Source organism: Natrinema saccharevitans (assembly GCF_001953745.1).
GTDB classification, from domain to species: domain Archaea; phylum Halobacteriota; class Halobacteria; order Halobacteriales; family Natrialbaceae; genus Natrinema; species Natrinema saccharevitans.
Map to the genome: position 1 here is coordinate 533,715 of NZ_LWLN01000001.1, position 21,313 is coordinate 555,027.

A 21,313-nucleotide genomic window follows, 5' to 3' on the forward strand; every position below is an offset into this window, starting at 1 on the left:
GCCCCACCCAGCCGCGGGACCGTCCCGACGGCCGGCACCGCCGCGACCGCCCCGGGGGGTCCCGGCCGCTTACATCGACCGCGGCGCGGCCACGCCCAGGATCGACAGGGCGTTCGCGACCGTGTGTTTCGAGGCGGCGACCAGCGCGAGTCGGGCCTCGCGAACCTCGGGATCGACGTCGTCGGCCAGCACCGGACACTCCCGGTAGAAGCCGTTGAACCGATCGGCGAACTCGCGAGTGTAGGTCGCGATCCGGTGGGGCTCGAGGTCGTCGCCGGCCTCGTCGACGACCGCCGGGAACCGCGCGATCGTCTCGAGCAAGTCCCGCTCGGCGTCGGTCCCGAGCAGGTCGGCCTCGAGGGCCTCGAGAGTCACGTCCTGGGTCTCGAGGTCGGAATCGGGATCGAGGCCGGCCTCTTCCAGGATCCCACAACAGCGCGCGTGGACGTACTGGACGTACGGTGCGGACTGGGCCTCGAAGTCCAGCGCGCGGTCCCACTCGAAGGTGATCGCCTTCGTCGGCTGTTTCGAGACGATGTCGTACCGAACGGCACCGATCCCGACCTGATGGGCGATGCGCTCGATGTCGTCGTCGTCGAGTTCGTCGTCGCGGATGCGGTCGTCGAGCCGGTCCTCGACCTCCTCGCGCGCCCGGTCGATCGCCTCGTCCAGCAGGTCGTCCAGATCGACGCCGGTCCCGCGACGGGTACTCATCTTCCCCTCGGGGAGGTTGACGTAGGAGTACAGCACCTGCCGGAGGTCGTCGGTATCGTTGCCCAGCAACTCCAGCGTCGTCCGGAGCTGTCGGGCCTGTAACTTGTGGTCCTCGCCGAGCACCGTCACGGCCCGATCGTACTCGTCGAACTTCCACTCGTGGTGGGCCAGGTCCCGCGTGGCATAGAGGGAGGTGCCGTCCGAACGCAGGAAGACGAGGTTCTTGTCGATCCCGTGATCCTCGAGGTCGAGCTGCCAGGCATCCTCCTCGTAGACCGACTCGTCGAGGTCTTTGAGCCGCGAGACGAGGTCGTCGGTGTCGCCGTTGCGCATGAAGCGGGTCTCCTTGACGAACTCGTCGAACTCGGCTGGCAGGCGCTCCAGACACTCGGTCATCCCGCCCAGCACCTGATCGACGACCTCGCTGACGCGCTCGTAGGTCTCGTCGTCGCCCGCCTCGAGGCCCTGCATGATCGACTCGATCTCGGTCTCGGCCGCTTCGACCTCCTCGTCGGGCGCGTTCTCGAGGACCCGGTTGCCCTTCCGGTAGTAGCGCACGAGGTCGTACTCTTTGCGGTCGCGTTCGGGCTCGCTCTCCAAGTCCGCCTCGTCGAAGGTCTCGTAGGCCCAGGTGAAAACGGCCATCTGTCGGCCGGCGTCGTTGACGTAGTAGTGGCGATCGACGTCGTAGCCGGCGTACTCGAGCAGGTTGGCGACGGCGTCGCCGATGATCGGGTTCCGCGCGCGGCCGACGTGGACCGGCCCCGTCGGGTTCGCGCTCGTGTGTTCGACGACGACGCTCGTGTCGCGGTCCGGCAGGTGACCGTAGCGCTCGTCGGTCGCTTCGGACAGCGTCTCGGCGAAGTAGGCGTCGCTGGGCAGGAAGTTGAGATAGGGGCCCTGCGTCTGCACCACCGAGACGTAGGTCAACTCGTCGGCGTCGATCTCGTCGGCGACCCGCCCGGCGACCTGCGGCGGCGGCGCACCGGCCTCGCCGGCCAGTCGGAAGGCGACGCTCGAGGCCAGCACGCTCGCGACGTCGTCCGGCGGTTCTTCGATCCCGAGATCGTCCGTCGGAAAGTCGAGCGCGGCGAGCGCCCCCTCGAGGGCGCCCTCGACTTCCGCGCGTAGGGCAAGGAACATACCCGCCCGTATTCAGGGCCGGAGTAAAGGGATGTCGGGTTTCGGCTCGAACTCGTCCGAACGCGACTCGAGTATGTAGACTCCACGAGCAGCCAATATGCGGTGGCGCGCGCTGTCGGCTGACTGAGCGTTAGCGAGGGCAGCCGATGACGCTGCGCGAGGGATGAGCGAGCGACTGCAAGGAGCGAACGAATCGGTTGGGGAGGGTGTTGTCCTCATCGTTCCCACGTTAGCGAGATGCGTTGCTTCTGGGTCGCGTCAGAACGTACTGTTCCAACCTGTTGTGTTCGACCGTGGACAAGCGGAGGGAAGTGTCCTGCTACCGTAGCAACACGGAGTGGCCACGGCCTCCCCAGCCGATTCACTCGCGCCTGCCGGCGCTCGTTCATCCCTCGCACGATGTCATCGGCCGCCTCCGTTCGCACTCCGGCGGCCGACAGCGCGCGCCACCGCGAGGGAAATATGTCCACTGCGGATTCGCTACGAGACGACGATCCGTCCGTCACTCGAGAGACTGCGCAGCCTCCCGAAACCGCTCCTCGTGGACCGGCCGAAACGTCTCGCTCGAGGCGTCGAACGCGGCGGGCGTCCAGAACCGGGCGTCCGTCGCGTCGCTACCCGCGACCGGTTCGCCGGTGGCGTCGGCCCGGTCGGCCACGTAGTGGACCGTCACGACGTGTTTGCCCGTTCGGGGCGGCATCGCCGACGCGGACAGGATCTCGAGGTCGGCCGGATCGACGGCGACGCCGGTCTCCTCCTCGAGTTCGCGGGCGGCCGCCGCGGGCGGTTCCTCGCCGGTCTCCATGTGGCCGCCGGGGATCGTCCACTCGCCGACGCCCGGCGGGACGCCCCGCTCGACACAGAGAACGGCCGGGTCCGGCCGGGAGCGGTCGACGACGGCGACGCCGGCACAGGGGACGGGGTTGTGCCAGACGATCGCCTCGCAGGCCGGGCAGCGCTTTCGCTCGCGGTCGTCGGCGCTCGTCCGCTCGAGGCGGGTGCCACAGTCGGGACAGAACGTCGGGGGTCGGCTGACCATCTATCGACGGTTCGATATGCAGTCCTCATACGGTTTGCTGTAACGATTTCCCGGTGCGACCCAGGCCGTCGCGGTCGCTCCGGAACTGACGTACAGCAGACCGTATCAAAGGGTCTTCAATCCACTGCCGGTCAGCGGGACGACGACGTCGTCCCCGTCGTCGACGACGCCGTTTTCGCGGTACTGCTCGAGGGCCGCCGGCGCGACCGCACAGGTGGGTTCGACGTAGAAGCCGTTGCGATGTAGTCGGTCGAGCGTGGTCTCGATCGGTCCCCCACCGAGGGAGATGGCGTCACCGTCGGTTTCCTCGATCGCCTCGAGGATCTCGGTGCCGCGTGCGGGTTCGCTGATCCGAATGCCGTCGGCGATGGTCGTCCCATCGCCGTCGGCGGTGTCCCCGCCGAGCGCGGCGACGATGGGGGCGTAGCCGGCCGCCTGCGCGCCCAGTAGCCGCGGCATCCCGTCGACGATGCCCGCCTCGTTCAGCAGCGAGAAGCCCCGATACGCGCCCAAAAAGAGCGTCCCGTGACCGATCGGGAGGACGACGGCGTCGGGGACGGTCCAGCCCTGCTGGGCGGCCACCTCGAACGCGAAGGTCATCGTGCCCGCGTAGAAGGCGGGGTTCCAGGCGTGGCTGGCGTACCAGCCGTCGCCGGTCTGGAAGGGGGCCTCGCCGTCCCCGTCGCCCTCGACGGCCCGGTGACAGGCCGCGGTGACGTCCTCCCGAGAGCCCTCGATCCGAACCGGGCGGGCGTCGGCCCGCTGGATCGTCATCAGCTTCGACTGCTTGACGTCGGCGGGGACGTAGATGTCCGCGTCCAGCCCCGCCCGCGCGGCGTAGGTCGCGATCGACGCGCCGGCGTTGCCCGAGGAGTCCTCGATGACCTTCTCGACGCCGAGTTCGACCGCCCGCGAGAGCGTCGTCGTCGCGCCGCGGTCCTTGAACGATCCCGTGGGGAAGACGTACTCGAGTTTGAACTGCGCGTCCCAGTCGGGGGCCTCGACCAGCGGCGTAAAGCCCTCGTAGAAGGTGACGTGCTGTTCGATCGGGAGGAACTCGAAGAAGGTCCACAGGCCCTCGGTCGTGTCGAGGTTGTGCAGCGGGAGCGGATCGCCCTGCGGGTGCGGTCGCTCGTCGAACTCCAGTGCGTGGCCACAGCCACAGCGCCAGGGTTCGTCCGGTCCGGCCTCGTAGACGGTCCCGCAGTCGGGGCAGGTGAGATCGGCCGCCATATCAGTACTCGTCGACGTCGGTGCCGACCGAGCAGACGTACTCCCCGGTCGCGACCTGCGGGAGCCGTCTGGCCCGCCAGAGGATGCCGTCGCTGTCGGCGGTCACCTCCGCTTTCGGCTCGCCGAAGGGGGTCGTCACCTCGAACAGCGTCTCGCCCGGGCGGACCCGATCCCCGAGGTCTTTCGTTCGGGTCACGAGCCCGCCGGCCGGGGCCCCGTACTGCTCGAAGCCCTTCGCTCGCGTCTGGACCTCGAGCGGGTGGGCCTCCTCGAGGAAGTTGTAGTACCGGAGGACGTTGAACACGCCCGTGACGCCCTTTCGAACGCTCTCCTCGTCCCAGCCGACGGCCCCGCCGAGTTCGGGGTCGACGGTCGGGATCCCCTCGTCGGGGGCCGCGCGGGCCAGCTGGCCGTCCGGCCCCTTCTGGTCGAGAACGTAGCCGCAGCCGAAGGCCTTCGCCAGCTCGAGACACTGATCGTGGAGCCGGTGGCGCTTGCCACAGCGGACCCGGACCTCGTCTACCATCCGGCTGGTCGACCCCTGGTGGAGATCGAGGATCAGGTCGGCCCGCGAGGCGGTCTCGAAGGTCGCGGCCGCGATCCGTTCGGTCGAGGTGCCGCCCTCGTTGCCCGGATAGGCCCTGTTCATCTTCGTGTCGTCGATCGGGTTGCGGTGTTCGGCCACCTGGAACGCGTGGTAGTTGACGATGCCCACGATCAGGATCGTCCCCGAGAGTTCGGCGGGGTCCAGTCGCGGCACGACCCGCTGGACGACGCCGACGCCGTTGAGTTCGTCGCCGTCGCTCGCCGCCTGCATGTAGAGGGTCTTCCCCGGCTTCGCGCCGTTGACCACGGCCACGGGCAGTCCGAACGGACTGCCATCCCGCGTCTCGCCGACCTCGAGACGGCCCGTATCGATCTCCCCGGGCCCCGCGCTCGCCGTACCGAGCGTCGTCGTCATATGTCCCTCACGATGAACCCGTTCGCCTTTATACTATCCTTTGATCTCGAGCGGCGGGAGCAGCGACGGGAGGGACGGCCGTGCCGGGTGCCGGCTTCACGACCTCGAGACGGGACGAGCGCCCCAGTCTCTCGGCGAGCCGCGCCAGCCGTGATTCACCCCGAAATCGGCCGTAGTTCGCGCTCGAGGCCGGCCGTGTGTCGGTCCCGGTCAGCTACTGAGAACGGCCCGAAGCGCGAACCGGAGGTTCTCCCGCCGTTCGGCGATCCGGCGATAGAAGTACGACAGCCAGCGGTCGCCGTAGGGGACGTACTGGTAGACGTCGTACTCCTCGGCCAGCTCGTACTGGGCGTCCTCGCGCACGCCCATGAGCATCTGGATCTCGAAGTCGGTGCCGTGGCGCTCGTGTAACGCCGTCGCGTGTTCGATCATCGCCGGATCGTGGCTGCCCACCGCGATCCCGCCGTCGTAGCGCTCGAACGCCGCCTCGAGCAGGGTCCGGTACTCCTGATCCACGCGCGTGGAATCGGTGTAGGCCACGTCGCTCGGCGGATCGTAGGCCCCCTTGACCAGCCGGACCTTGCCCGGGACGTCGGCGAGTCGCCTGAGGTCGGCCCGGGTCCGGCGGAGGTTCGCCTGCAGGCAGACGCCGACCCCGCCCCCGCCCCGTTCGCGGGCGACCGCCTCGAAGGCGTCCAGCGTCGCGTCGGTCGTCGCGTGGTCCTCCATGTCGATCCAGACGAAGACGTCCCGCTCGGCCGCGGCGGCGACGATCTCCGCCAGCTCCCGCCGGAACACCGACTCGTCGATCTCGAGGCCCAGCTGCGAGGGCTTGACCGAGATGCAGGCCCCGAGCCGCGAGCCGGCGATGTCGGCGACGAGCCGCCGGTATTCGGCGGCGTCGGCGGCGGCTGCCCCTCGATCGTCGTAGTGTTCGCCGAGCAGGTTGACGATGCCGTCGACGCCGCGGTCGTTCAGTCGCCGGACGTGGGCGAGCGCCTCGGCGGGGGATTCTCCCGCGACGAACCGGTTCGCGATCGGCGGGATCATAGCCCCTACTGGGGGCGCGACCGACAAGAGGATTCCTCCGTTTTTCGGCAACGGTCTCCTGCGGGCGAGGAACTCGGTGCCGTCGCAATGATCCCCTCGTCTCGAGCGGTCGAACGGCCGAACCCCTTCTTCTCACTGACGACCGAATATCCGGTCGCGGAGCGACCGCGAGGACGGCCGTTCGGTCAGCAGGACCGGTGCGTCGAGGTCTTCGATGACGTTGAACACGAGCGACCCCCGGACGATACGCGACAGGAGGCCCTGCTCCGTCGCGCCGACGACGACGAGTCCGTAGTCGGCACTGGATCGTTCGATCGCGGTTTCGACGTCGCCGGTCTCGATCCGTAACTCGGCGTCCGACAGCTGGTGGCCGTCGGCCCACTCGCGCAGGAACTCCCGGCCCGTTTCCTCCTCGCCGTCGTCTGCGACGTGCAGTAGCGTGACCTCGGAGCCGATCGTCTCTCGGAGCGCGAGGGCGACTTCCGCGGAGAGATCGGACGACCCGCCGCCGGCCGTGGGAACGAGGATATCGGTCGGATCGAACTCCTCGGTGTCCAAGACGAGGAAGTCACAGGGCAGTTCCTGAGTCAGTTCCTCGAGGGTACTCTCGGCGCGACCGCCCGTGAACCGTGTGCCGCCGTAGCCCATCACGACCGTATCGGCGTCGTTCGACTCCGCCGCGTCGTACACCTCCTCGAACCCGCGGTGTGAGAGGATCGTCTTCGTCTCGATCGGGACCTCGAACGCCGCCGCGTCCTGCTTGGCGGCCTCGAGCAGGCTCTCCGACGCGTCGTCCAGGCCGCCGCCGTTTCTCGCGGCGGCATCAAGCGAGGTCTGGTCGGGGACCGTCACGATGTGCGTCGCGAGTACGCGACCGCCTCGGTGTTCGGCGAGCGCGCCGGCGAGCGTGATGAGTGCGCTTTCGGTGCGGGGATTGGACAGTGCGACCATGATCGTCGGCCCGTCCGTCCCGCTGGGTGCGACCGCGTCGGCGGCGTCGACGACCGGATCCGGCATCTCGTCCTCGCGGCTCCGAACGTAGTGCGAGAGGACGCCCTGTTGCGTCGTCTTGGTACGGGCATAGAGGAAGTACCAGAGAACGGCGGCGACGACGAACGCTCCGGACAGGGCGATCTCCAGCCCGTCCATGAACGCGACGAGTCCGAGCGACAACACCGCGCCGAGGATCGGCGTGATCGGGTAGAACGGAACCGTGAAATCCGGATCGTACTCCGGTACGTCAGCCTCCCGGAACACGATGAGCGCGACGTTCATCAGCGCGTAGACGATGAGGTGGAGGACGCTCGCAGCTTTCGAGAGGACCTCGATGTCGCGTCCCATGAACGTGATGAACGCGATGATGAGCGCACCGGTGACGAGGATCGACCGATAGGGCGTCGCGAAGTTCGGGTGGATCTCGTTGAGCCAGTTGGTGACGATCTTATCGCGGCCCATCGCGAAGTTGATCCGCGCCGAGGCGAGGATCGAAGCGTTCGCCGACGACGCCGTCGCCAGGAGCGCGCCGAGAGTCATCACCCCAGTCGCGGCAGCGGCGAGCCCGCCGACGGGGCCGATCGAAGTGGGAAACGCGACCTCGGCGGCCTGTGCGACCGGTGCGTCCTGGCTGAGGTCGGGCCACGGGATGACCCCGAGCATGGTCGTCACGAGGATCGCGTAGATGACGGTGACGATCCCGACGCTCCCGATGATGGCGATGGGGAGGTTTCGGCCCGGGTTCTTCAACTCCTCGGCGACGGTCGCGATCTTCGCGTAGCCGAGGAACGACACGAACACGAGCGCCGTCGCCGGTAGAATCGCTCCCGACCCGTAGGGTGCGAGTCCGCCGTCACCGACCAGCGTCGCGTAATCGAACGAGACGAAGCCCGCGATGGCGAAGACGGTGAGGATCGCCAGCAGCGTGAACACGATGATCGTTTGGATGCCGCCGGTCTCCTTCGCGCCGATGTAGTTGACGCCGACGAAAATCGCGCCGGCGAACAGCGCCCCCACCTGAATCGGATTGAGGAACACAATCTCCGGTAGCGGGAGGAACACGGCGAGATACTGGCCGAATCCGATACAGTAGAACGCGGAGGCGAAGGCCAGTCCCATCCAGTCACCCATGCCGGCGATCGAGCCGAACATCGGGCCCAGCGACTTGTTGATGTAGTAATAACCGCCGCCGGCCTTCGGCATTGCGGTGCCGAGCTCGGAGACGGACAGCGCGTTCACCATCGCGATCAGTCCACCGACGACGAACGACACGACGACGACCGGTCCCGCCGCGTTCGCGGCGACGCCGGGCAGGACGAAAATCCCGGCACCGATCATCGTCCCGATACCGATCGTCATCGCCGAGATCAACCCGAGGTCCTTGGCGAGTTCGTCGTCACCGCTCATGCGGGGCCACCCCTGCCCGTTTCGGCCCCCTCGAGATCGCGACTCGGCGTTCCGGTGGCGACGGGAGAACGGACGCCGCTCGCAGTAGCCCGCTCCAATCCGCGCCCGCGCCGGCGGGTTGCGTTCGATACCGACCGTCTCGGCGGACCGCACGCGCGACTTCGGGCGTTCATTGACCGGTGTTGTGTCGGAGACGGTGATAAACTCCCTGATTACGAAAAGCGGTTGTGACCGCTCTCCCACGGTCCGCCGTCACGGACCGCACCGCGGGTGATCCGCGGTCGTTCGGCTTCGACGCCGCGGAATCGCCACGACCAACCCGTTCTCATCCACTCGATTGCCCCCGAAACACTCGAGCAGCCGACCCAAATCTGTATTCAGTATCTGTATATCCTCTGCATGAATATCGTGGACAAGTTATTTGTAATCGGTTCCCTTGCCACTACGTATGACGGCAGGACCGCCGATAGACGAACTTCACTTCGCGGACGCACCGACCGTCGACGACGTTCCCGGCCCGAACACGCGGGCCTTGCTCGAGAAACAGCGCGAGATCGACAGCAGTGCCGTCGCGTACCCCGACGACATCCCGATCGCCTTCGAGGAGGGCAAGGGCGCGACGGTTCGGGACGCCGACGGCAACACCTACATCGACCTCTTCGCGGGGATCGGCGTCCTCAACGTGGGCCACTCGAACCCGTACGTCCTCGAGGCGGTCCACGAACAGGCCGACAAGTTCGTCCACACGGTCGACTTCCCGACCGAGGCGCGCCTCGAACTGATCGAGAAACTCGACGAGATCGCACCGGACGGCCTGCGGGGCCAGAACAAGGTCGTCTTCGGCGGCCCGACCGGCAGCGACGCCGTCGAGGCCACGATCAAGCTGTCGAAGTACAACACCGGCGGCGACGGCCTCATCGCGTTCCGCGGCGCCTACCACGGCGCGACGACCGGCGCGATGAGCGTCACTTCGAACAAGAAGTTCAAGGGGGACTACACGCCCCTGCTCGCCGACGTCGTCCACGCGCCCTATCCCCATCCGTTCCGACAGGATAAGGCACCGCAGGAGGCGGTTGACCACGCGCTCGAGGAGGTCCAGGCGATCGTCGAGGATCCTTACGGCGGGCTCGCGAACCCCGCGGGGATCATCGTCGAGCCGATTCAGGGCGAGGGCGGGATCGTCACGCCCCCGGAGGGGTTCCTTCAGGGGCTTCGCGACATCGCCGACGACAACGACGTGACGCTGGTCTTCGACGAGATCCAGAGCGGGCTCGGCCGCACCGGGCAGTGGTGGGCCAGCGACTGGGAGGGTGTCACCCCCGACGCGATGACCAGCGCGAAGGCGCTGGGCGGCGTCGGCTTCCCGCTCTCGGCGACGATGTACCACGAGGACTTAGACACCTGGGGCTCGGGCGACCACGCCGGCACCTACCGGGGCCACGTCGTCGGGATGCGCGCCGGCACCCGCGCCATCGAGTACATCCAGGAACACGATCTCCTCGCGCACGCCCGCGACCTCGGCGAGTACATCCGGGGGCGGCTCCGCGAGGCGGGCGACGGGAACGCTCACCTCGCGGACGTCCGCGGCAAGGGGCTGTTCATCGGTGCCGAGTTCGTCGACGCCGACGGGACGCCCGACGGCGACCTCGTCGACGCCATCCAGCAGTACTGTTTCGAGCGGGGCGTCCTCGTCTGGACGGCCGGCCGCCACGGCAACGTCCTTCGGTTCCTGCCGCCGCTGGTGCTGACCCGCGAACTGGCCGAGACCGCCCTCGACGTCGTCGTCGAGGCGATCGAGGCGGTTACCGCCGAGGCGAAACGGACCGCCTGACTCGAGTCCCGACGATCCACATGTCCGACGTCGAACCCATCGAAACCGACGACGCGCCGAGTAACGACAACCCCTACTCGCAGGGGGTCCGCGCCGGCGACACGCTGTACGTCTCGGGCTACGGTCCCGTCGATCCCGAAACGGGCGCGGTCGTCGAGGGAGACATCGAAGCCCAGACCGAGCGGGTACTCGACAACGTCGCCGCCGTCGTCGACGAGGCCGGCGGCGACGGGCTCGCCGACGTGGTCAAGGTGACCGTCTACCTGACCGATCTCGAGGACTACGAGCAGGTCAACGCGGCCTACGGTGCCCGGATCGGCCCAGAACCGCCGGCTCGCGTCTGCGTGGAGGTCTCGCGGCTGCCCGAGGACGTCCGCGTCGAACTGGACGCGACCGCGTACCTCGGTTAACTCGGCCGATCACCGTCCGCGTCGGCACCGACGAACGCCGGTGCGAAGGGGTACTCCCAGGCCTCGCCGAAGATCGCCTTCGCCATCGCGACGATCCAGACGAAGACGCTGAGGAATCCGAGGGCGATCGCGCCGAACGTCAGGAGGAAGACCGGCACGAAGACGGCCGTCTCGAGGAGGCCCGGTACCGGGACGGACTCGAACAGCGCGTCCAGCCCGAACAGGAGGACGAACGTCGCGAGGAACGAACCGCCGACCAGCAGGTGCCAGTTGAGCGCGTTTCGGGCGTTGGCGCGGGTGAACTCGTGTGTCGATACTAGATAGATCACGGCGGTGGCGACGAACCCGACGAACGGCAGTATCGCGATGAAGTGGACGAAGATTCCCAGTAGCGTCCGCTCCGCGAGGATCGACGGGCCAGGTTCGGTCGCTGCAGTGGGTTGTGACATGTGTTGTGAAGCGGTTCGTTAGTTCGGGTTCGATCGGTCAGCTGCCGGCACCGAACCGGCGACACCGTCGCCGCGGCGCTTGCGAACGATGCGTTCGGCCACGAGCAACGCCAGACAGGTGACAAAGAGGTTCCCGGCGGCCACCCAGAACCCGTGACTGGCGCTGACCGGGGCCTCGATCGACAGGGCGGTCAGTACGACGCCGACGCTGAAAAGCACCAAGCTCAGCTGGAAGCCCGCGAGGACCAGCGTTCTGATTCCCGCGGGGTTCCGAAGCCGGAGGAAGTCCTCCGCCGACAGCGTCTCGAGCGGCGTCTCGTACTCGAGAGCGCGCTTGCCTTCGGGCGAGAGCGGCCACTGGGACTCGGGGTGGTTGACGTAGTACAGCGTGATCGTCTCGGGGTAGGTTTCCGCCGCGACGACGTCGATCTCGCGGAGTTCGTCGAGCCGGTTCCGAACCGTCTCCGTGCTGACGGTCGGTCGCACGCGGGACTGGAGCTGTCGGATCGAGAAGAACGGCCGATCCGACTCGAGCATCACCTCGACGACGTGTCGTTGCGTGAGTTTCTTCTCGAGCGTGGGATCGATTCGGTCCTCGATCCACGTCGGGAGGGTCGTCATGGGTAGTTCCGGCATCGGTCGGGAACGAAGTAAACCCCGGGACGAATTTGGCGGCTCCCAAACCCGAACCCGCCACCGCCAAGGACCGGGCAATGGATAGAAACGAGTGCTTGAACGGCCGCGCAGTCGTGCGGTTTCGGCCGTGTCCCGGCTCTCCCCGGCTCAGGTCCGACCGCGGCGTTCGCGGATCCGCGTGGCGGCCAGTTCGGCGATCCGGAGAGCGACACAGACCGCGAGCAGGTTCCACCCGGCGGTCCACAGGCCGTGGCCGCCGCGAAACGGTGCCTCGAGCCCGCCGACGGACAGCGCCAGTCCCAGCACGAAACACACCAGACTGAGCTGGTAGCCGGCGAGGACGATCGTCCTGATCCCCTCTGAGTCCCGGAGCAACAGGAACTCCCGCGCCGAGAGCCGGTCGAGCGGGTTCGCCGACGGGCGGGAGTCCGTCGCCGCCGGCCGACCGGTACCGTCGGGGAAATCGACGTAGTACAGCGTCGTCGACGACGGATACGTCTCGGCGGCGACGACTCCTCGGTCGCGGAGTTCCGCGAGCCGTTCCCGGACGGTCGCCTCGCTCGCGTCCGGTCCGATCCGTTCTCGAAGCTCCGGTACCGAGAAAGAACGGTCGCTCACCGTCCAGCATCGCCGCGACGACCCGTCGCTGGGTGAGCGTGCGGTTCGGGTCCGATTCGATCCGCTCGTCGATCCACGGTGGGAGGGCGGGCATGCGAACCGTCGCTATCGATCGCACGCCTGATAAACACCCGACCGTCTTTGGTCGCCGCCGACCGCCCCTCGAGCGACGCCGCGCCGGTCTCGAGTTCCCGTCCGGATCGTTCGGGGAGTCGTTCGGCGGTTGGTGGCCGCCAAAATCGCGCCCGGTTTTACGTCCGTCCCCTGTCGAGGGGCACGTGCGGGGATTTCGACCCGCCCGTCGGCCCTCCACGCGACCCCTCGATCGACCGCCGTCGACCGGCCCGCGTGCCGGGTCGTGTCATCCCGTCGTTTCGCGGTCGGTCGTGGGGACAGCTTCCCGGCGATTCTACATCGATCGTGGAAAATATAGTAGCCGCTGAAAGTCATTGCACACCTGATCGCACGACTGCGCTGCGATCAGTGTGTAAATCGTTTCAGCGGCTACTATAGTATACGATTATTGACTACGGTTAAGTGTCCGCCGCGCATACAACCGGCAAGAATGTCCTACGAGGTGCGAAACAGAGTGCGGGATCTCCGGCGGGCGTTTCACCGCCACCCCGAGCCCGGCTGGCGCGAGTTCCGGACGACGGCCCGGGTCGTCGAGGAACTCGAGCGGATCGGGGTCGACGGGATCGCCGTGGGTCGGGAGGCACTGGCGACCGACGAGCGGATGGCGGTCCCGCCCGCGTCGGAACTCGAGCCGTGGCGCGAGCGCGCCCGCGAGGCCGGGGTTCGATCGGACGTCCTCGAGCGGACCGCCGACGGGCACACGGGGGTCGTCGCGACGCTCGAGCAGGGCGAGGGCCCCTGTCTAGGGCTGCGGGTCGACCTCGACGCGATCTCGATGCGGGAGTCGACGGCCGACGATCACCGGCCGGCCGCGGAGGGGTTCCGGTCGGAACACGACGGCTACATGCACGCCTGCGGCCACGACGCCCACCTCGCGATGGCGCTCGGCGCGCTCGAGGCCGTCAAGGAAAGCGAGTTCGAAGGCACGTTCAAGGTGTTCTTCCAGCCGGCCGAGGAAATCTCCGGCGGGGGGAAGGCGATGGCCGAGGGCGGGCACCTCGACGACGTCGATTACCTACTGGCGCTGCACGTCGGCCTGGATCATCCGACCGGCGAGATCGTCGCCGGCATCGAGAAGCCGCTGGCGATGGCCCACCTCACCGCGACCTTCGAAGGGGCGAGCGCCCACGCCGGCAAGGCCCCCAACGAGGGGGCAAACGCCATGCAGGCGGCCGCGACTGCCATCCAGAACGCCTACGGCATCCCCCGCCACAGCGACGGGCTGACCCGGGTCAACGTCGGCCGGATCGAGGGCGGGACCGCGAGCAACGTCATCGCCGAGGAGGTTTCCATCGAGGCCGAAGTCCGCGGCGAGACGACCGCCCTGATGGAGTACACGCGCACCGAACTCGAGCGGGTCTGTTACGCCGCCGCGGAGATGCACGACTGCGACGTTACCCCGCGGGTGATCAGCGAGTCCCCGCGCGTCGACAGCCACCCCGCCCTGCGGGACCTCGTGGGCAACGTCGCCTGGGAGATCGACGGCGTCGAGCGGGTGATCCCGACCGAGGAGTTCGGCGTGAGCGAGGACGTGACCTACCTCATGCAGCGAGTCCAGGACAACGGCGGGCTCGCCTCGTACGTCCTGATCGGGACCGATCACCCGACGAGCCACCACACGCCAACCTTCGACGTCGACGAGGAGAGCCTCGAGGTCGGGGTCGAGTTGCTCACCGAGACGGCGATCGCGCTCTCCCGGCGGCGGCCGTAGCGACGGTCGGGAACACGGTTTCGCTCGCCGGGCTCGGTCCGAGCTGAACCGTCCGGAAACGGACGACACCTCCCGACAGAAGCGCTGCTGTTCGGGCTTTGGACCGCGCTGTCGTGACCGGTCGGCGGCGGTATCGGACGTCGTCCGAAACGTAATCTGCCTGCAGTTCGATACGCCGACGGAGAGATGGACCGGACGATCGACTTCTCGAGCGACTGGCCGTGGCTGCTCTTCTACGCGTCCCAGCTGGCCGGCCTGTCGCTCGTACTGTGCTTCGTCGTGTTTCCACTCGAGGGGCCCGTCGACGTGCTGATCGCCGTCCCGTTCGCGCTGTTGGTGGTCGCGGTGGCGGTGGGCCTGTGGCGGCGGGTGATCGACGGCGACGAGCGAGACCACCTCGGGACGGCCGACGACATCACGCACGACCCGTACGCGGACCCCGGACAGGCGGCTCGCGACAGGTGGGAGCGAGCGATCCGGCGGCTCCCCGACGGGGACGGCGACGACGAGCGGGACTGAGAGGCGGGAGCGGCGGCCGACTCGAGAATTGACAGTGTCGAATCACGTTCTCGGAATGGGAAACGTTAATTCGCGCGACCACCGTGTATCCTCCATGAGCCAGGACGACGTGCCGGAGTCGCTGCGGACGGCGGCGGACTCGGATCGCCCGCGCGGGATTCTCACGCCCTCCGACCGCGATTTCCTGCTCGGCCGGAAGACCGACTACACCGACCACTCCAAGAAACAGAAACGAAACCGCATCCGGCGGCGGGTGCGCAACGCGGTTCTCGATTTCAGCATTCTCTTCGAGTACATGGAGGAACGCGACCGGGAGACGGTCTTCGACCCCGACGACGAGGAACGCGACGCCTACACGCAGGGGATCACGGACATGCTCGCGTTCCTCCATCTCGGGACGATGGGGTATCACACGCCGTTCAAGGACATGCTCTCGGAGGGGGTCGGCAAGGCCGAACAGCGCCTGGCGGGCTCGAACTATCGGATGGTCAACGTCGAGTTCAACGTCGATCCGGTCGGCCAGATCGACGTCGACGAGGTCGTCGACAAACTGGAAAACGAGGAGTTCGCCCAGCTCACCGACGAGGAACTCCGCGCGTTCGTCCGCCTGCTGACGATGTCCGACGACTTTTCGCCGACGGAAACACGGGCAGAAATCAAAGACCGGGTCGACGAGTTCGCCGATCGAGTGACCGAAAGCACCGAGGCCCGCGAGCGAGCCGTCGAGGAGCTAACGGACTGAGACGGACCGCTGTCCGTCAGTTCCGGCGCAACCGCCGGACGGACGCGGTTGCGCCGGGAAACCGTTACGACAGACCGTCTGAGACGCCGTCATCGAATTCCGTTTTCGGCACGCAGTCGTCCGGCGCTCGGCTCGAGTCGGCAGTGATCGCGGGGTCGGCACGGCCGGCCTCTCACTGAACGGATCGACCACGTTCGCGAGGCGGTGCGCCCGGCGGACGTCGTCGCCTCGGTCGTCACCGCTCTCCGTTCGCGAACACGCTTTCTGATCGGGTCGCTAGTTCGCTATCTCCTCGCCTGTCTTCTGTAGGATTACAACCATCACTTTAAAAAGCATAGTGCAGACATATGGCCACTTATATTGGGTATATAATGGATTTCACTGGTAAATGTTGGGTAAACGTAATCCGTTTATTATCTCCGCGAGTGAGAAACACTTATTGTATACGGCGTCAATGGTCGCGGTATGCCATTGCGCAGCATGGTGAACGATCGGTGGAGAACGGGGCAACCAACGTGCCATCGCGCGATCCACAGGGGTGAGGTCGGATGAGCGACGCGGACCAGGGGATGGTCGACGAGTTCCTCGAGGAGATCGATCCGGTCGTCTTCGCGTTCGGGGCGTTGCTGACTGCCGGCGTGATCGTGGCGTTCTTTATCAACCAGAGTGCTGTCACGGAGACGATCAACACCGTGTACGGCTGGGTCGTCGAGTACCTGAACTGGGCGCTGTTGGTGATCGTGTTCCTGATCGTTCTCTTCCTGCTGTTCCTGATCGTCGGGCCGTGGGGGAGGATCAAGATGGGGGACTCGGATCCGGAGTACAGCTTCCTGTCGTACTTCGCGATGTTGTACTCCGCCGGGTTCGCGGCAGGGGTCGTCTTCTGGGGACCGACCGAAGCGCTGTTCTACTACAATAACCCGTCGCCGCTGTTCGGCGTCGAGGGCGGGACGAGCGAGGCGATCCCGATCGCGATTCAGCAGACGCTGTTCCACTGGGCGCTGCCCCAACTGGCTGTCTTCACGATCATGGGACTCGCTATTTCCTACTTCGCGTACAATTACGATGACGTCCCGCTCCGGGTCTCGTCGGCGCTGACGCCGATAATCGGGAAGGAGAACCTCGACGGCCCGGCCGCGAAGGTCGTCGACATCCTCGCCGTCTTCGCGACGATCGGCGGCGTGGCCACCTCGCTCGGCTTCATCGGCAGCCAGTTTATCGCCGGACTCAGTTACCAGTGGGGGATCGACTTGGGGAACGTCGGCATCCTCCTCGTGGTGACCACGATGACGCTCCTGTTTACGATCTCGATGGTGCTGGGCGTCGACAGGGGCATCCGCCGGCTGTCGAACTTCAACATGATCCTGTTCGTCATCCTCATGGCCGCGACGTTCATTCTGGGCCCGACGCTGTTCCTGCTCCTGCTGGGCTCGCAGGCCATGGGCGGCATGATCGCCGACTTCACGTCCATGAGCCTCTACACGGGAACCGGCTCCGACGGTGGGACGACGTGGATGAACTCGTGGACCGTCTTCTACTGGGCGTGGGCGCTCTCGTGGTCTCCGTTCGCCGGCCTGTTCATCGCCCGCATCTCCAAGGGCCGGACCGTCCGCGAAGTAGCCTTCACCGGCATCGGCGCGACCTCGGCCGCGACCATCCCGTGGTTCACGTTCGTCGGCGGCACCGCGCTGCAGTACCATCACACCGGAACGGCCGACTTCAGCACCGTGATCGCCAACGAGACGCCGGAAGTGTCGGGCTTCATCCTCTTCGACGCCTTCCCGCTCGGGACGGTGTTCATGATCGCCTTCATGATCCTCGTGACGACGTTCTTCATCACGTCGGCGGACTCCTCGACGCTCGCCGTCTCGATGATGACCACCGGTGGCAAGGCCAGCCCCTCGAACATCAACCGGATCTTCTGGGGCGTCGTCCTCGGCATGACCGCCGCGATCCTCATGATCATCGGCGGCGAGGGCGGAACGAGCGCGCTCCAGAACGCGGTCATCATCACCGGTGCACCGTTCGCGTTCGTCTGTTTCGCCGCGATGCTCTCGCTGATCAAGGACTTCGGCTCGAGCTACGGTCGCGTCCTCCTGCAGGACGAGACCGTCCTGATCGGCTCGAGTCGACAGTCCGACGCCGACTCCCCGTCCGGCCCCGCCGGTACCGTCGAAACGGACGACGACTGACCGCGTCGACGCCGCCGCGGCCGGCCCGGGGCTATCGCCGGCCGTCATGCTGTTCGCTTTTTCGCCGTCGCGACCACACATCCTCGCCAATCCATAACAAGTTTTAATGTACGAGATACACATAAACTGTGTATGGATAGGGACACGGCGGAACCCGACGCGGACGCGCTTCCCGGGCCGAACGCGAAGCAGTGGGTCGACTTCCACCAGGAGTACTCCGCGCCCAGCGAGTACTCTCACGAGTTCGTCTGGGACGTGACCCGCGAGGCCGACGGGCCCTTCGTCACGGACGTCGACGGCAACGTCCTGCTCGATTTCACCTGTCACATCGGCGCGGCACCGCTTGGCTACAACAACGAGACGGTCCTCGAGAAAGTCCGCGAGTTCGACCTCGTCGAACCGATGAAGATCGCGGGCCAGGACATGTACTTCGGCTCCGGCCCCAACCCCGACGAGGCCGACTTCCCCGGCTCGAGCCACCTCATGCAGAAGCTGACCGAGGTCTCGAGCCAGTACGGCATGGACACGGTCTTCCTCTCGAACTCCGGCGCGGAGGCCATGGAGAACGCGATGAAGATCACCAACGCCTACCGCGCGCCGGCCAAGTACGGCGTCGCATTCGGCGGTAGCTTCCACGGCCGCACCCTCGGGACCCTCTCGATCACGAAGTCCAAGGACGTCTACACGCGCCACTACCCCGAGATCAGCGGGATCGAAACGGTCCCGTTCTGCGCCGACCGGGGCTGTGACGCCGACAGCTGCGATTGCGGCTTCTTCGCCGGCGGCGGCTCGCAACTCAGAACCATGCTCGCGCCCGAGGGCGGCCACGTCGACCCCGACGAGGTCGCCTTCCTCACGCTCGAGCCGATCCAGGGCGTCGGCGGCTACCGCTTCCCCAGTCAGGAGTTCATGGGGGAGGTCGCGGCCGTCACCGACGAGTACGACATTCCCCTGGTCGTCGACGAGATCCAGGCCGGCGTCGGCCGGACCGGCGAGATCTGGGCTTCCGATCACTACCCGATCGAACCCGACGTCATCGCCAGCGCGAAGGCCCTGCGCGTCGGCGCGACCATCTCTCGCTCCGAGGTGTTCCCCAGCCAGAAGAACCGGCTCGGCTCGACCTTCGGCGGCGGCGACCTGCTGGGCTCGATGATGGGCGCGTTCACGCTCGAGGCCATCGAGGAACACGACCTGCTCGAGAACGCGACCCGCCGCGGCGAGCAGGCGAAAGAACTCCTACGCGACGACGTGCCCGACCACGTCGAGGACGTCCGCGGCAAGGGCCTGATGCTCGCCGTCGAGTTCGATACCCCCGAGCGCCGGAACGCGATCGTCGAGGCGGCCCTCGAGCGCGGACTGTTGACCCTCGGCTGCGGGAAGAAGACGATCCGACTGCTGCCGCCGCTGGACTCGACCGAGCGCGAGATCGAACTCGGCGTCGACATCTTCTGCGAGGCGATCGAAGCCGTCGGCCCGAGCGCGAAAGTGGCCTGAGACGGTCCGCTGTAGTTTCCCGGCGCGACCGCCGGATCAACGATTCGTTGGCTCGGTTACCACGGCTCGTTCTTCAACTCGAGTTTGTACGCGGCCACGTTCGTCGTCACGTGCAGAATCGGGGTGAGGACGACGACGACGAGGATCACCTCGAGCGTGAACCACTCGCGGAACCACTCGAAGTCCAGCAGGGCCGCGAGCGGTAAGGAGACGACGACGAAGTCCAGCTGGTCGAGGCCGGGGAACATCGCACCGCGCTGGCGGCCGGTCCGGCGCTTGAGAAAGGAGGCGAGGATGTCCCCGAGCATCGCGCCGCCGGCGAGGCCGAGCGCCGCGAGTGGGGTAAAGGCCGGCACGTCGAAACCGAGGGCGCTACTGACGTCGCCCGCGATAACCGTCAGCACGGCCGCGAGCGCGAGGCCCGCCGCGACGCCCATCGCCGTCCCGCGCCAGGTCTTTCCGTCGCCGAGTACCCGCTTGTCGCCCCAGGTCCGACCGCCGTCGATCGGTCGGCCGCCGCCGGCCAGCACCGCGGCGTTGTTGGGGACGTACGCGGGCAACATCGCCCAGAACGCGATCACGAGCGTCTCGAGTACTGCCATATCGGCCGGGAGGAACCGACGTGTCTTAACGGCCGGTGGTTCGATCGAACGGCTCCGACCGGTTCGAGACGGCCGACGCGCCCTCGAGCCGGGTGTGATCGCGGATCCGGCCCGCCGCCGTCGGCCCGGCTCGCCCATATTGTAAACAGTATCTGTATCTACTATACACGAAAAGATTTTATTACTACTAATCGATGCTCCTCGTAGAGACCCTGTTACCATGCCACGAGAGCATATTTTCGACGAGGCCGAATACGAACGACGGGTCGAACGGACCAAAGAGCGCTTGCGCGAGGAAGACCTCGACGCGATCGTCGTCGCCGATCCGGCGAACATGAACTACCTGACCGGCTACGACGGCTGGTCCTTTTACGTCCATCAGGCCGTCGTCGTCACACCCGACCGCGACGAACCGGTCTGGATCGGCCGCGACATGGACGGCGGCGGCGCGCGAGCGACGACCCACCTCGGCGACGACAGCATCCGCGCCTACAGCGACGACCACGTCCACTCGCCCCACGACCTCCACCCGATGGACTACGTGGCGGGCGTCTTAGAGGAACTCGAGGTCGCCGACGGCCGGATCGGCCTCGAGATGGACGCGGCCTACTTCACCGCGAAGTCCTACACCCGACTCCAGGCGAACCTCCCAGAGGCCGAGTTCGAGGACGCGACGCTTTTGGTCGGCTGGGTCCGGATCAAGAAATCGGAGCAGGAACTCGAGTACATGCGCGAGGCCGCCCGCATCTCCGAGAACGCGATGCAGGCGGGGCTGGACGTCATCGAGGAGGGAGTTCCCGAGTACGAGGCCGCGGCCGCGATCTACGAGCAACTCATCACGGGCACCGAGGAGTACGGCGGCGACTACCCCTCGATCGTCCCGCTGATGCCCTCGGGCGATCACACCGGGACGCCCCACCTGACCTGGACCGACCGCGAGTTCGAGGACGGCGACCCGGTCATCATCGAACTCTCGGGCTGTCGGCACCGCTATCACTCCCCGCTCGCCCGCACCACCTTCGTCGGCGATCCGCCCGCGGAACTCCAGGAGACCGCCGACATCGTCGTCGAGGGGATCGAAGCTGCACTCGATACCGTCGAACCCGGCGTCACCTGCGAGGCCGTCGAGAAGGCCTGGCGCGAGACGATCGCCCAGTACGGCCTCGAGAAGGAGGACCGCATCGGCTACTCGATGGGGCTGGGCTACCCGCCGGACTGGGGCGAACACACCGCGAGCATCCGTCCCGGCGACGAGACCGTCCTCGAGGAGGACATGACCTTCCACATGATCCCGGGCATCTGGACCGACGAGATCGGCATGGAGATCAGCGAGACGTTCCGCGTCACGAGTACGGGCGCGGAGACGCTCGCGGACTTCCCGCGGGAGTTGTTCACGACGTAACGCGGTCCGCCCCGACGTGGTACGGCTCACAT

At 66.9% G+C, this 21,313-nt stretch carries 18 protein-coding genes; 8 read left to right on the forward strand and 10 right to left on the reverse strand.

From position 1 onward, the window contains the following. Positions 1-69 precede the first annotated feature (69 nt). From argS to A6E15_RS02825, 6 genes are all read right to left on the reverse strand, one after another. The gene (argS, locus tag A6E15_RS02800; protein WP_076143422.1) at positions 70-1,857 is read right to left on the reverse strand and encodes an arginine--tRNA ligase; all 1,788 of its coding nucleotides are present in this window, start codon (positions 1,855-1,857) and stop codon (positions 70-72) included. A gap of 502 nt (positions 1,858-2,359) precedes the next feature. Then, a complete protein-coding gene (locus tag A6E15_RS02805) occupies positions 2,360-2,896 on the reverse strand; it encodes an NUDIX hydrolase (RefSeq protein ID WP_076143423.1) in 537 nt (178 codons plus the stop codon). 105 nt (positions 2,897-3,001) lie between these two features. Next, entirely contained in the window at positions 3,002-4,129 is a 1,128-nt protein-coding gene (locus A6E15_RS02810) for a pyridoxal-phosphate dependent enzyme (protein ID WP_076143425.1), read from the reverse strand. 1 nt (position 4,130) lies between these two features. After that, positions 4,131-5,090 (reverse strand): succinylglutamate desuccinylase/aspartoacylase family protein, encoded by a 960-nt coding sequence (locus tag A6E15_RS02815; protein WP_076143427.1) that lies wholly within the window; start codon positions 5,088-5,090, stop codon positions 4,131-4,133. A gap of 210 nt (positions 5,091-5,300) precedes the next feature. Further along, the gene (locus A6E15_RS02820) at positions 5,301-6,140 is read right to left on the reverse strand and encodes a proline dehydrogenase family protein (protein ID WP_076143429.1); all 840 of its coding nucleotides are present in this window, start codon (positions 6,138-6,140) and stop codon (positions 5,301-5,303) included. A 132-nt stretch (positions 6,141-6,272) separates the two neighbouring features. Further along, complete coding sequence (locus A6E15_RS02825; protein ID WP_076143431.1) at positions 6,273-8,540, reverse strand: amino acid permease; 2,268 nt, start codon at positions 8,538-8,540, stop codon at positions 6,273-6,275. A 448-nt stretch (positions 8,541-8,988) separates the two neighbouring features. Here A6E15_RS02825 and A6E15_RS02830 point away from each other — a divergent pair, with 448 nt between their 5' ends. Together A6E15_RS02830 and A6E15_RS02835 are read left to right on the forward strand one after the other, a co-directional pair. Then, the gene (locus A6E15_RS02830; RefSeq protein ID WP_076143433.1) at positions 8,989-10,371 is read left to right on the forward strand and encodes an aspartate aminotransferase family protein; all 1,383 of its coding nucleotides are present in this window, start codon (positions 8,989-8,991) and stop codon (positions 10,369-10,371) included. Between the two features lie 20 nt (positions 10,372-10,391). Next, positions 10,392-10,781: a Rid family detoxifying hydrolase gene (locus tag A6E15_RS02835; RefSeq protein WP_076143436.1), complete on the forward strand. Its 390-nt coding sequence runs from the start codon at positions 10,392-10,394 to the stop codon at positions 10,779-10,781. Here A6E15_RS02835 and A6E15_RS02840 read toward each other — a convergent pair. The 3 genes from A6E15_RS02840 to A6E15_RS21315 form a co-directional block, all read right to left on the reverse strand. Next, positions 10,778-11,230: a DUF4870 domain-containing protein gene (locus tag A6E15_RS02840; protein ID WP_076143438.1), complete on the reverse strand. Its 453-nt coding sequence runs from the start codon at positions 11,228-11,230 to the stop codon at positions 10,778-10,780. The genes A6E15_RS02835 and A6E15_RS02840 overlap by 4 nt on opposite strands. Positions 11,231-11,248: 18 nt before the next feature. Continuing rightward, on the reverse strand, positions 11,249-11,851 hold the full coding sequence (locus A6E15_RS02845; RefSeq protein WP_076143440.1) for a hypothetical protein: 603 nt from the start codon (positions 11,849-11,851) through the stop codon (positions 11,249-11,251). A 162-nt stretch (positions 11,852-12,013) separates the two neighbouring features. Further along, the gene (locus A6E15_RS21315) at positions 12,014-12,484 is read right to left on the reverse strand and encodes a hypothetical protein (RefSeq protein WP_175607194.1); all 471 of its coding nucleotides are present in this window, start codon (positions 12,482-12,484) and stop codon (positions 12,014-12,016) included. A 565-nt stretch (positions 12,485-13,049) separates the two neighbouring features. On the opposite strand from A6E15_RS21315, the gene A6E15_RS02855 reads away from it, so the two are divergent. The 5 genes from A6E15_RS02855 (at position 13,050) to A6E15_RS02875 (ending at position 19,277) form a co-directional block, all read left to right on the forward strand. Next, positions 13,050-14,330, forward strand: a complete 1,281-nt coding sequence (locus A6E15_RS02855) for an amidohydrolase (protein ID WP_076143442.1) — start codon at positions 13,050-13,052, stop codon at positions 14,328-14,330. 186 nt (positions 14,331-14,516) lie between these two features. Then, positions 14,517-14,849 (forward strand): hypothetical protein, encoded by a 333-nt coding sequence (locus tag A6E15_RS02860; RefSeq protein WP_076143445.1) that lies wholly within the window; start codon positions 14,517-14,519, stop codon positions 14,847-14,849. A 94-nt stretch (positions 14,850-14,943) separates the two neighbouring features. Then, positions 14,944-15,591: a hypothetical protein gene (locus A6E15_RS02865; protein ID WP_076143447.1), complete on the forward strand. Its 648-nt coding sequence runs from the start codon at positions 14,944-14,946 to the stop codon at positions 15,589-15,591. Between the two features lie 548 nt (positions 15,592-16,139). Next, positions 16,140-17,783, forward strand: a complete 1,644-nt coding sequence (locus tag A6E15_RS02870) for a BCCT family transporter (RefSeq protein ID WP_076143449.1) — start codon at positions 16,140-16,142, stop codon at positions 17,781-17,783. A gap of 132 nt (positions 17,784-17,915) precedes the next feature. Continuing rightward, entirely contained in the window at positions 17,916-19,277 is a 1,362-nt protein-coding gene (locus tag A6E15_RS02875) for an aminotransferase class III-fold pyridoxal phosphate-dependent enzyme (RefSeq protein ID WP_076143451.1), read from the forward strand. Between the two features lie 56 nt (positions 19,278-19,333). On the opposite strand, the gene A6E15_RS02880 is transcribed toward A6E15_RS02875, so the two are convergent. Then, positions 19,334-19,879 (reverse strand): CDP-2,3-bis-(O-geranylgeranyl)-sn-glycerol synthase, encoded by a 546-nt coding sequence (locus A6E15_RS02880; protein WP_076143453.1) that lies wholly within the window; start codon positions 19,877-19,879, stop codon positions 19,334-19,336. A 220-nt stretch (positions 19,880-20,099) separates the two neighbouring features. Here A6E15_RS02880 and A6E15_RS02885 point away from each other — a divergent pair, with 220 nt between their 5' ends. Next, entirely contained in the window at positions 20,100-21,281 is a 1,182-nt protein-coding gene (locus A6E15_RS02885) for a M24 family metallopeptidase (RefSeq protein ID WP_076143455.1), read from the forward strand. The last annotated feature ends 32 nt before the right edge of the window (positions 21,282-21,313 follow it).

Excerpts from the sequence above, each read along its gene's own strand:
- argS (WP_076143422.1), bottom strand. The coding sequence starts at position 1,857 with ATGTTCCTTGCCCTACGCGCGGAAGTCGAGGGCGCCCTCGAGGGGGCG.
- A6E15_RS02805 (WP_076143423.1), bottom strand. The coding sequence starts at position 2,896 with ATGGTCAGCCGACCCCCGACGTTCTGTCCCGACTGTGGCACCCGCCTC.
- A6E15_RS02810 (WP_076143425.1), bottom strand. The coding sequence starts at position 4,129 with ATGGCGGCCGATCTCACCTGCCCCGACTGCGGGACCGTCTACGAGGCC.
- A6E15_RS02815 (WP_076143427.1), bottom strand. The coding sequence starts at position 5,090 with ATGACGACGACGCTCGGTACGGCGAGCGCGGGGCCCGGGGAGATCGAT.
- A6E15_RS02820 (WP_076143429.1), bottom strand. The coding sequence starts at position 6,140 with ATGATCCCGCCGATCGCGAACCGGTTCGTCGCGGGAGAATCCCCCGCC.
- A6E15_RS02825 (WP_076143431.1), bottom strand. The coding sequence starts at position 8,540 with ATGAGCGGTGACGACGAACTCGCCAAGGACCTCGGGTTGATCTCGGCG.
- A6E15_RS02830 (WP_076143433.1), top strand. The coding sequence starts at position 8,989 with ATGACGGCAGGACCGCCGATAGACGAACTTCACTTCGCGGACGCACCG.
- A6E15_RS02835 (WP_076143436.1), top strand. The coding sequence starts at position 10,392 with ATGTCCGACGTCGAACCCATCGAAACCGACGACGCGCCGAGTAACGAC.
- A6E15_RS02840 (WP_076143438.1), bottom strand. The coding sequence starts at position 11,230 with ATGTCACAACCCACTGCAGCGACCGAACCTGGCCCGTCGATCCTCGCG.
- A6E15_RS02845 (WP_076143440.1), bottom strand. The coding sequence starts at position 11,851 with ATGACGACCCTCCCGACGTGGATCGAGGACCGAATCGATCCCACGCTC.
- A6E15_RS02855 (WP_076143442.1), top strand. The coding sequence starts at position 13,050 with ATGTCCTACGAGGTGCGAAACAGAGTGCGGGATCTCCGGCGGGCGTTT.
- A6E15_RS02860 (WP_076143445.1), top strand. The coding sequence starts at position 14,517 with ATGGACCGGACGATCGACTTCTCGAGCGACTGGCCGTGGCTGCTCTTC.
- A6E15_RS02865 (WP_076143447.1), top strand. The coding sequence starts at position 14,944 with ATGAGCCAGGACGACGTGCCGGAGTCGCTGCGGACGGCGGCGGACTCG.
- A6E15_RS02870 (WP_076143449.1), top strand. The coding sequence starts at position 16,140 with ATGAGCGACGCGGACCAGGGGATGGTCGACGAGTTCCTCGAGGAGATC.
- A6E15_RS02875 (WP_076143451.1), top strand. The coding sequence starts at position 17,916 with ATGGATAGGGACACGGCGGAACCCGACGCGGACGCGCTTCCCGGGCCG.
- A6E15_RS02880 (WP_076143453.1), bottom strand. The coding sequence starts at position 19,879 with ATGGCAGTACTCGAGACGCTCGTGATCGCGTTCTGGGCGATGTTGCCC.
- A6E15_RS02885 (WP_076143455.1), top strand. The coding sequence starts at position 20,100 with ATGCCACGAGAGCATATTTTCGACGAGGCCGAATACGAACGACGGGTC.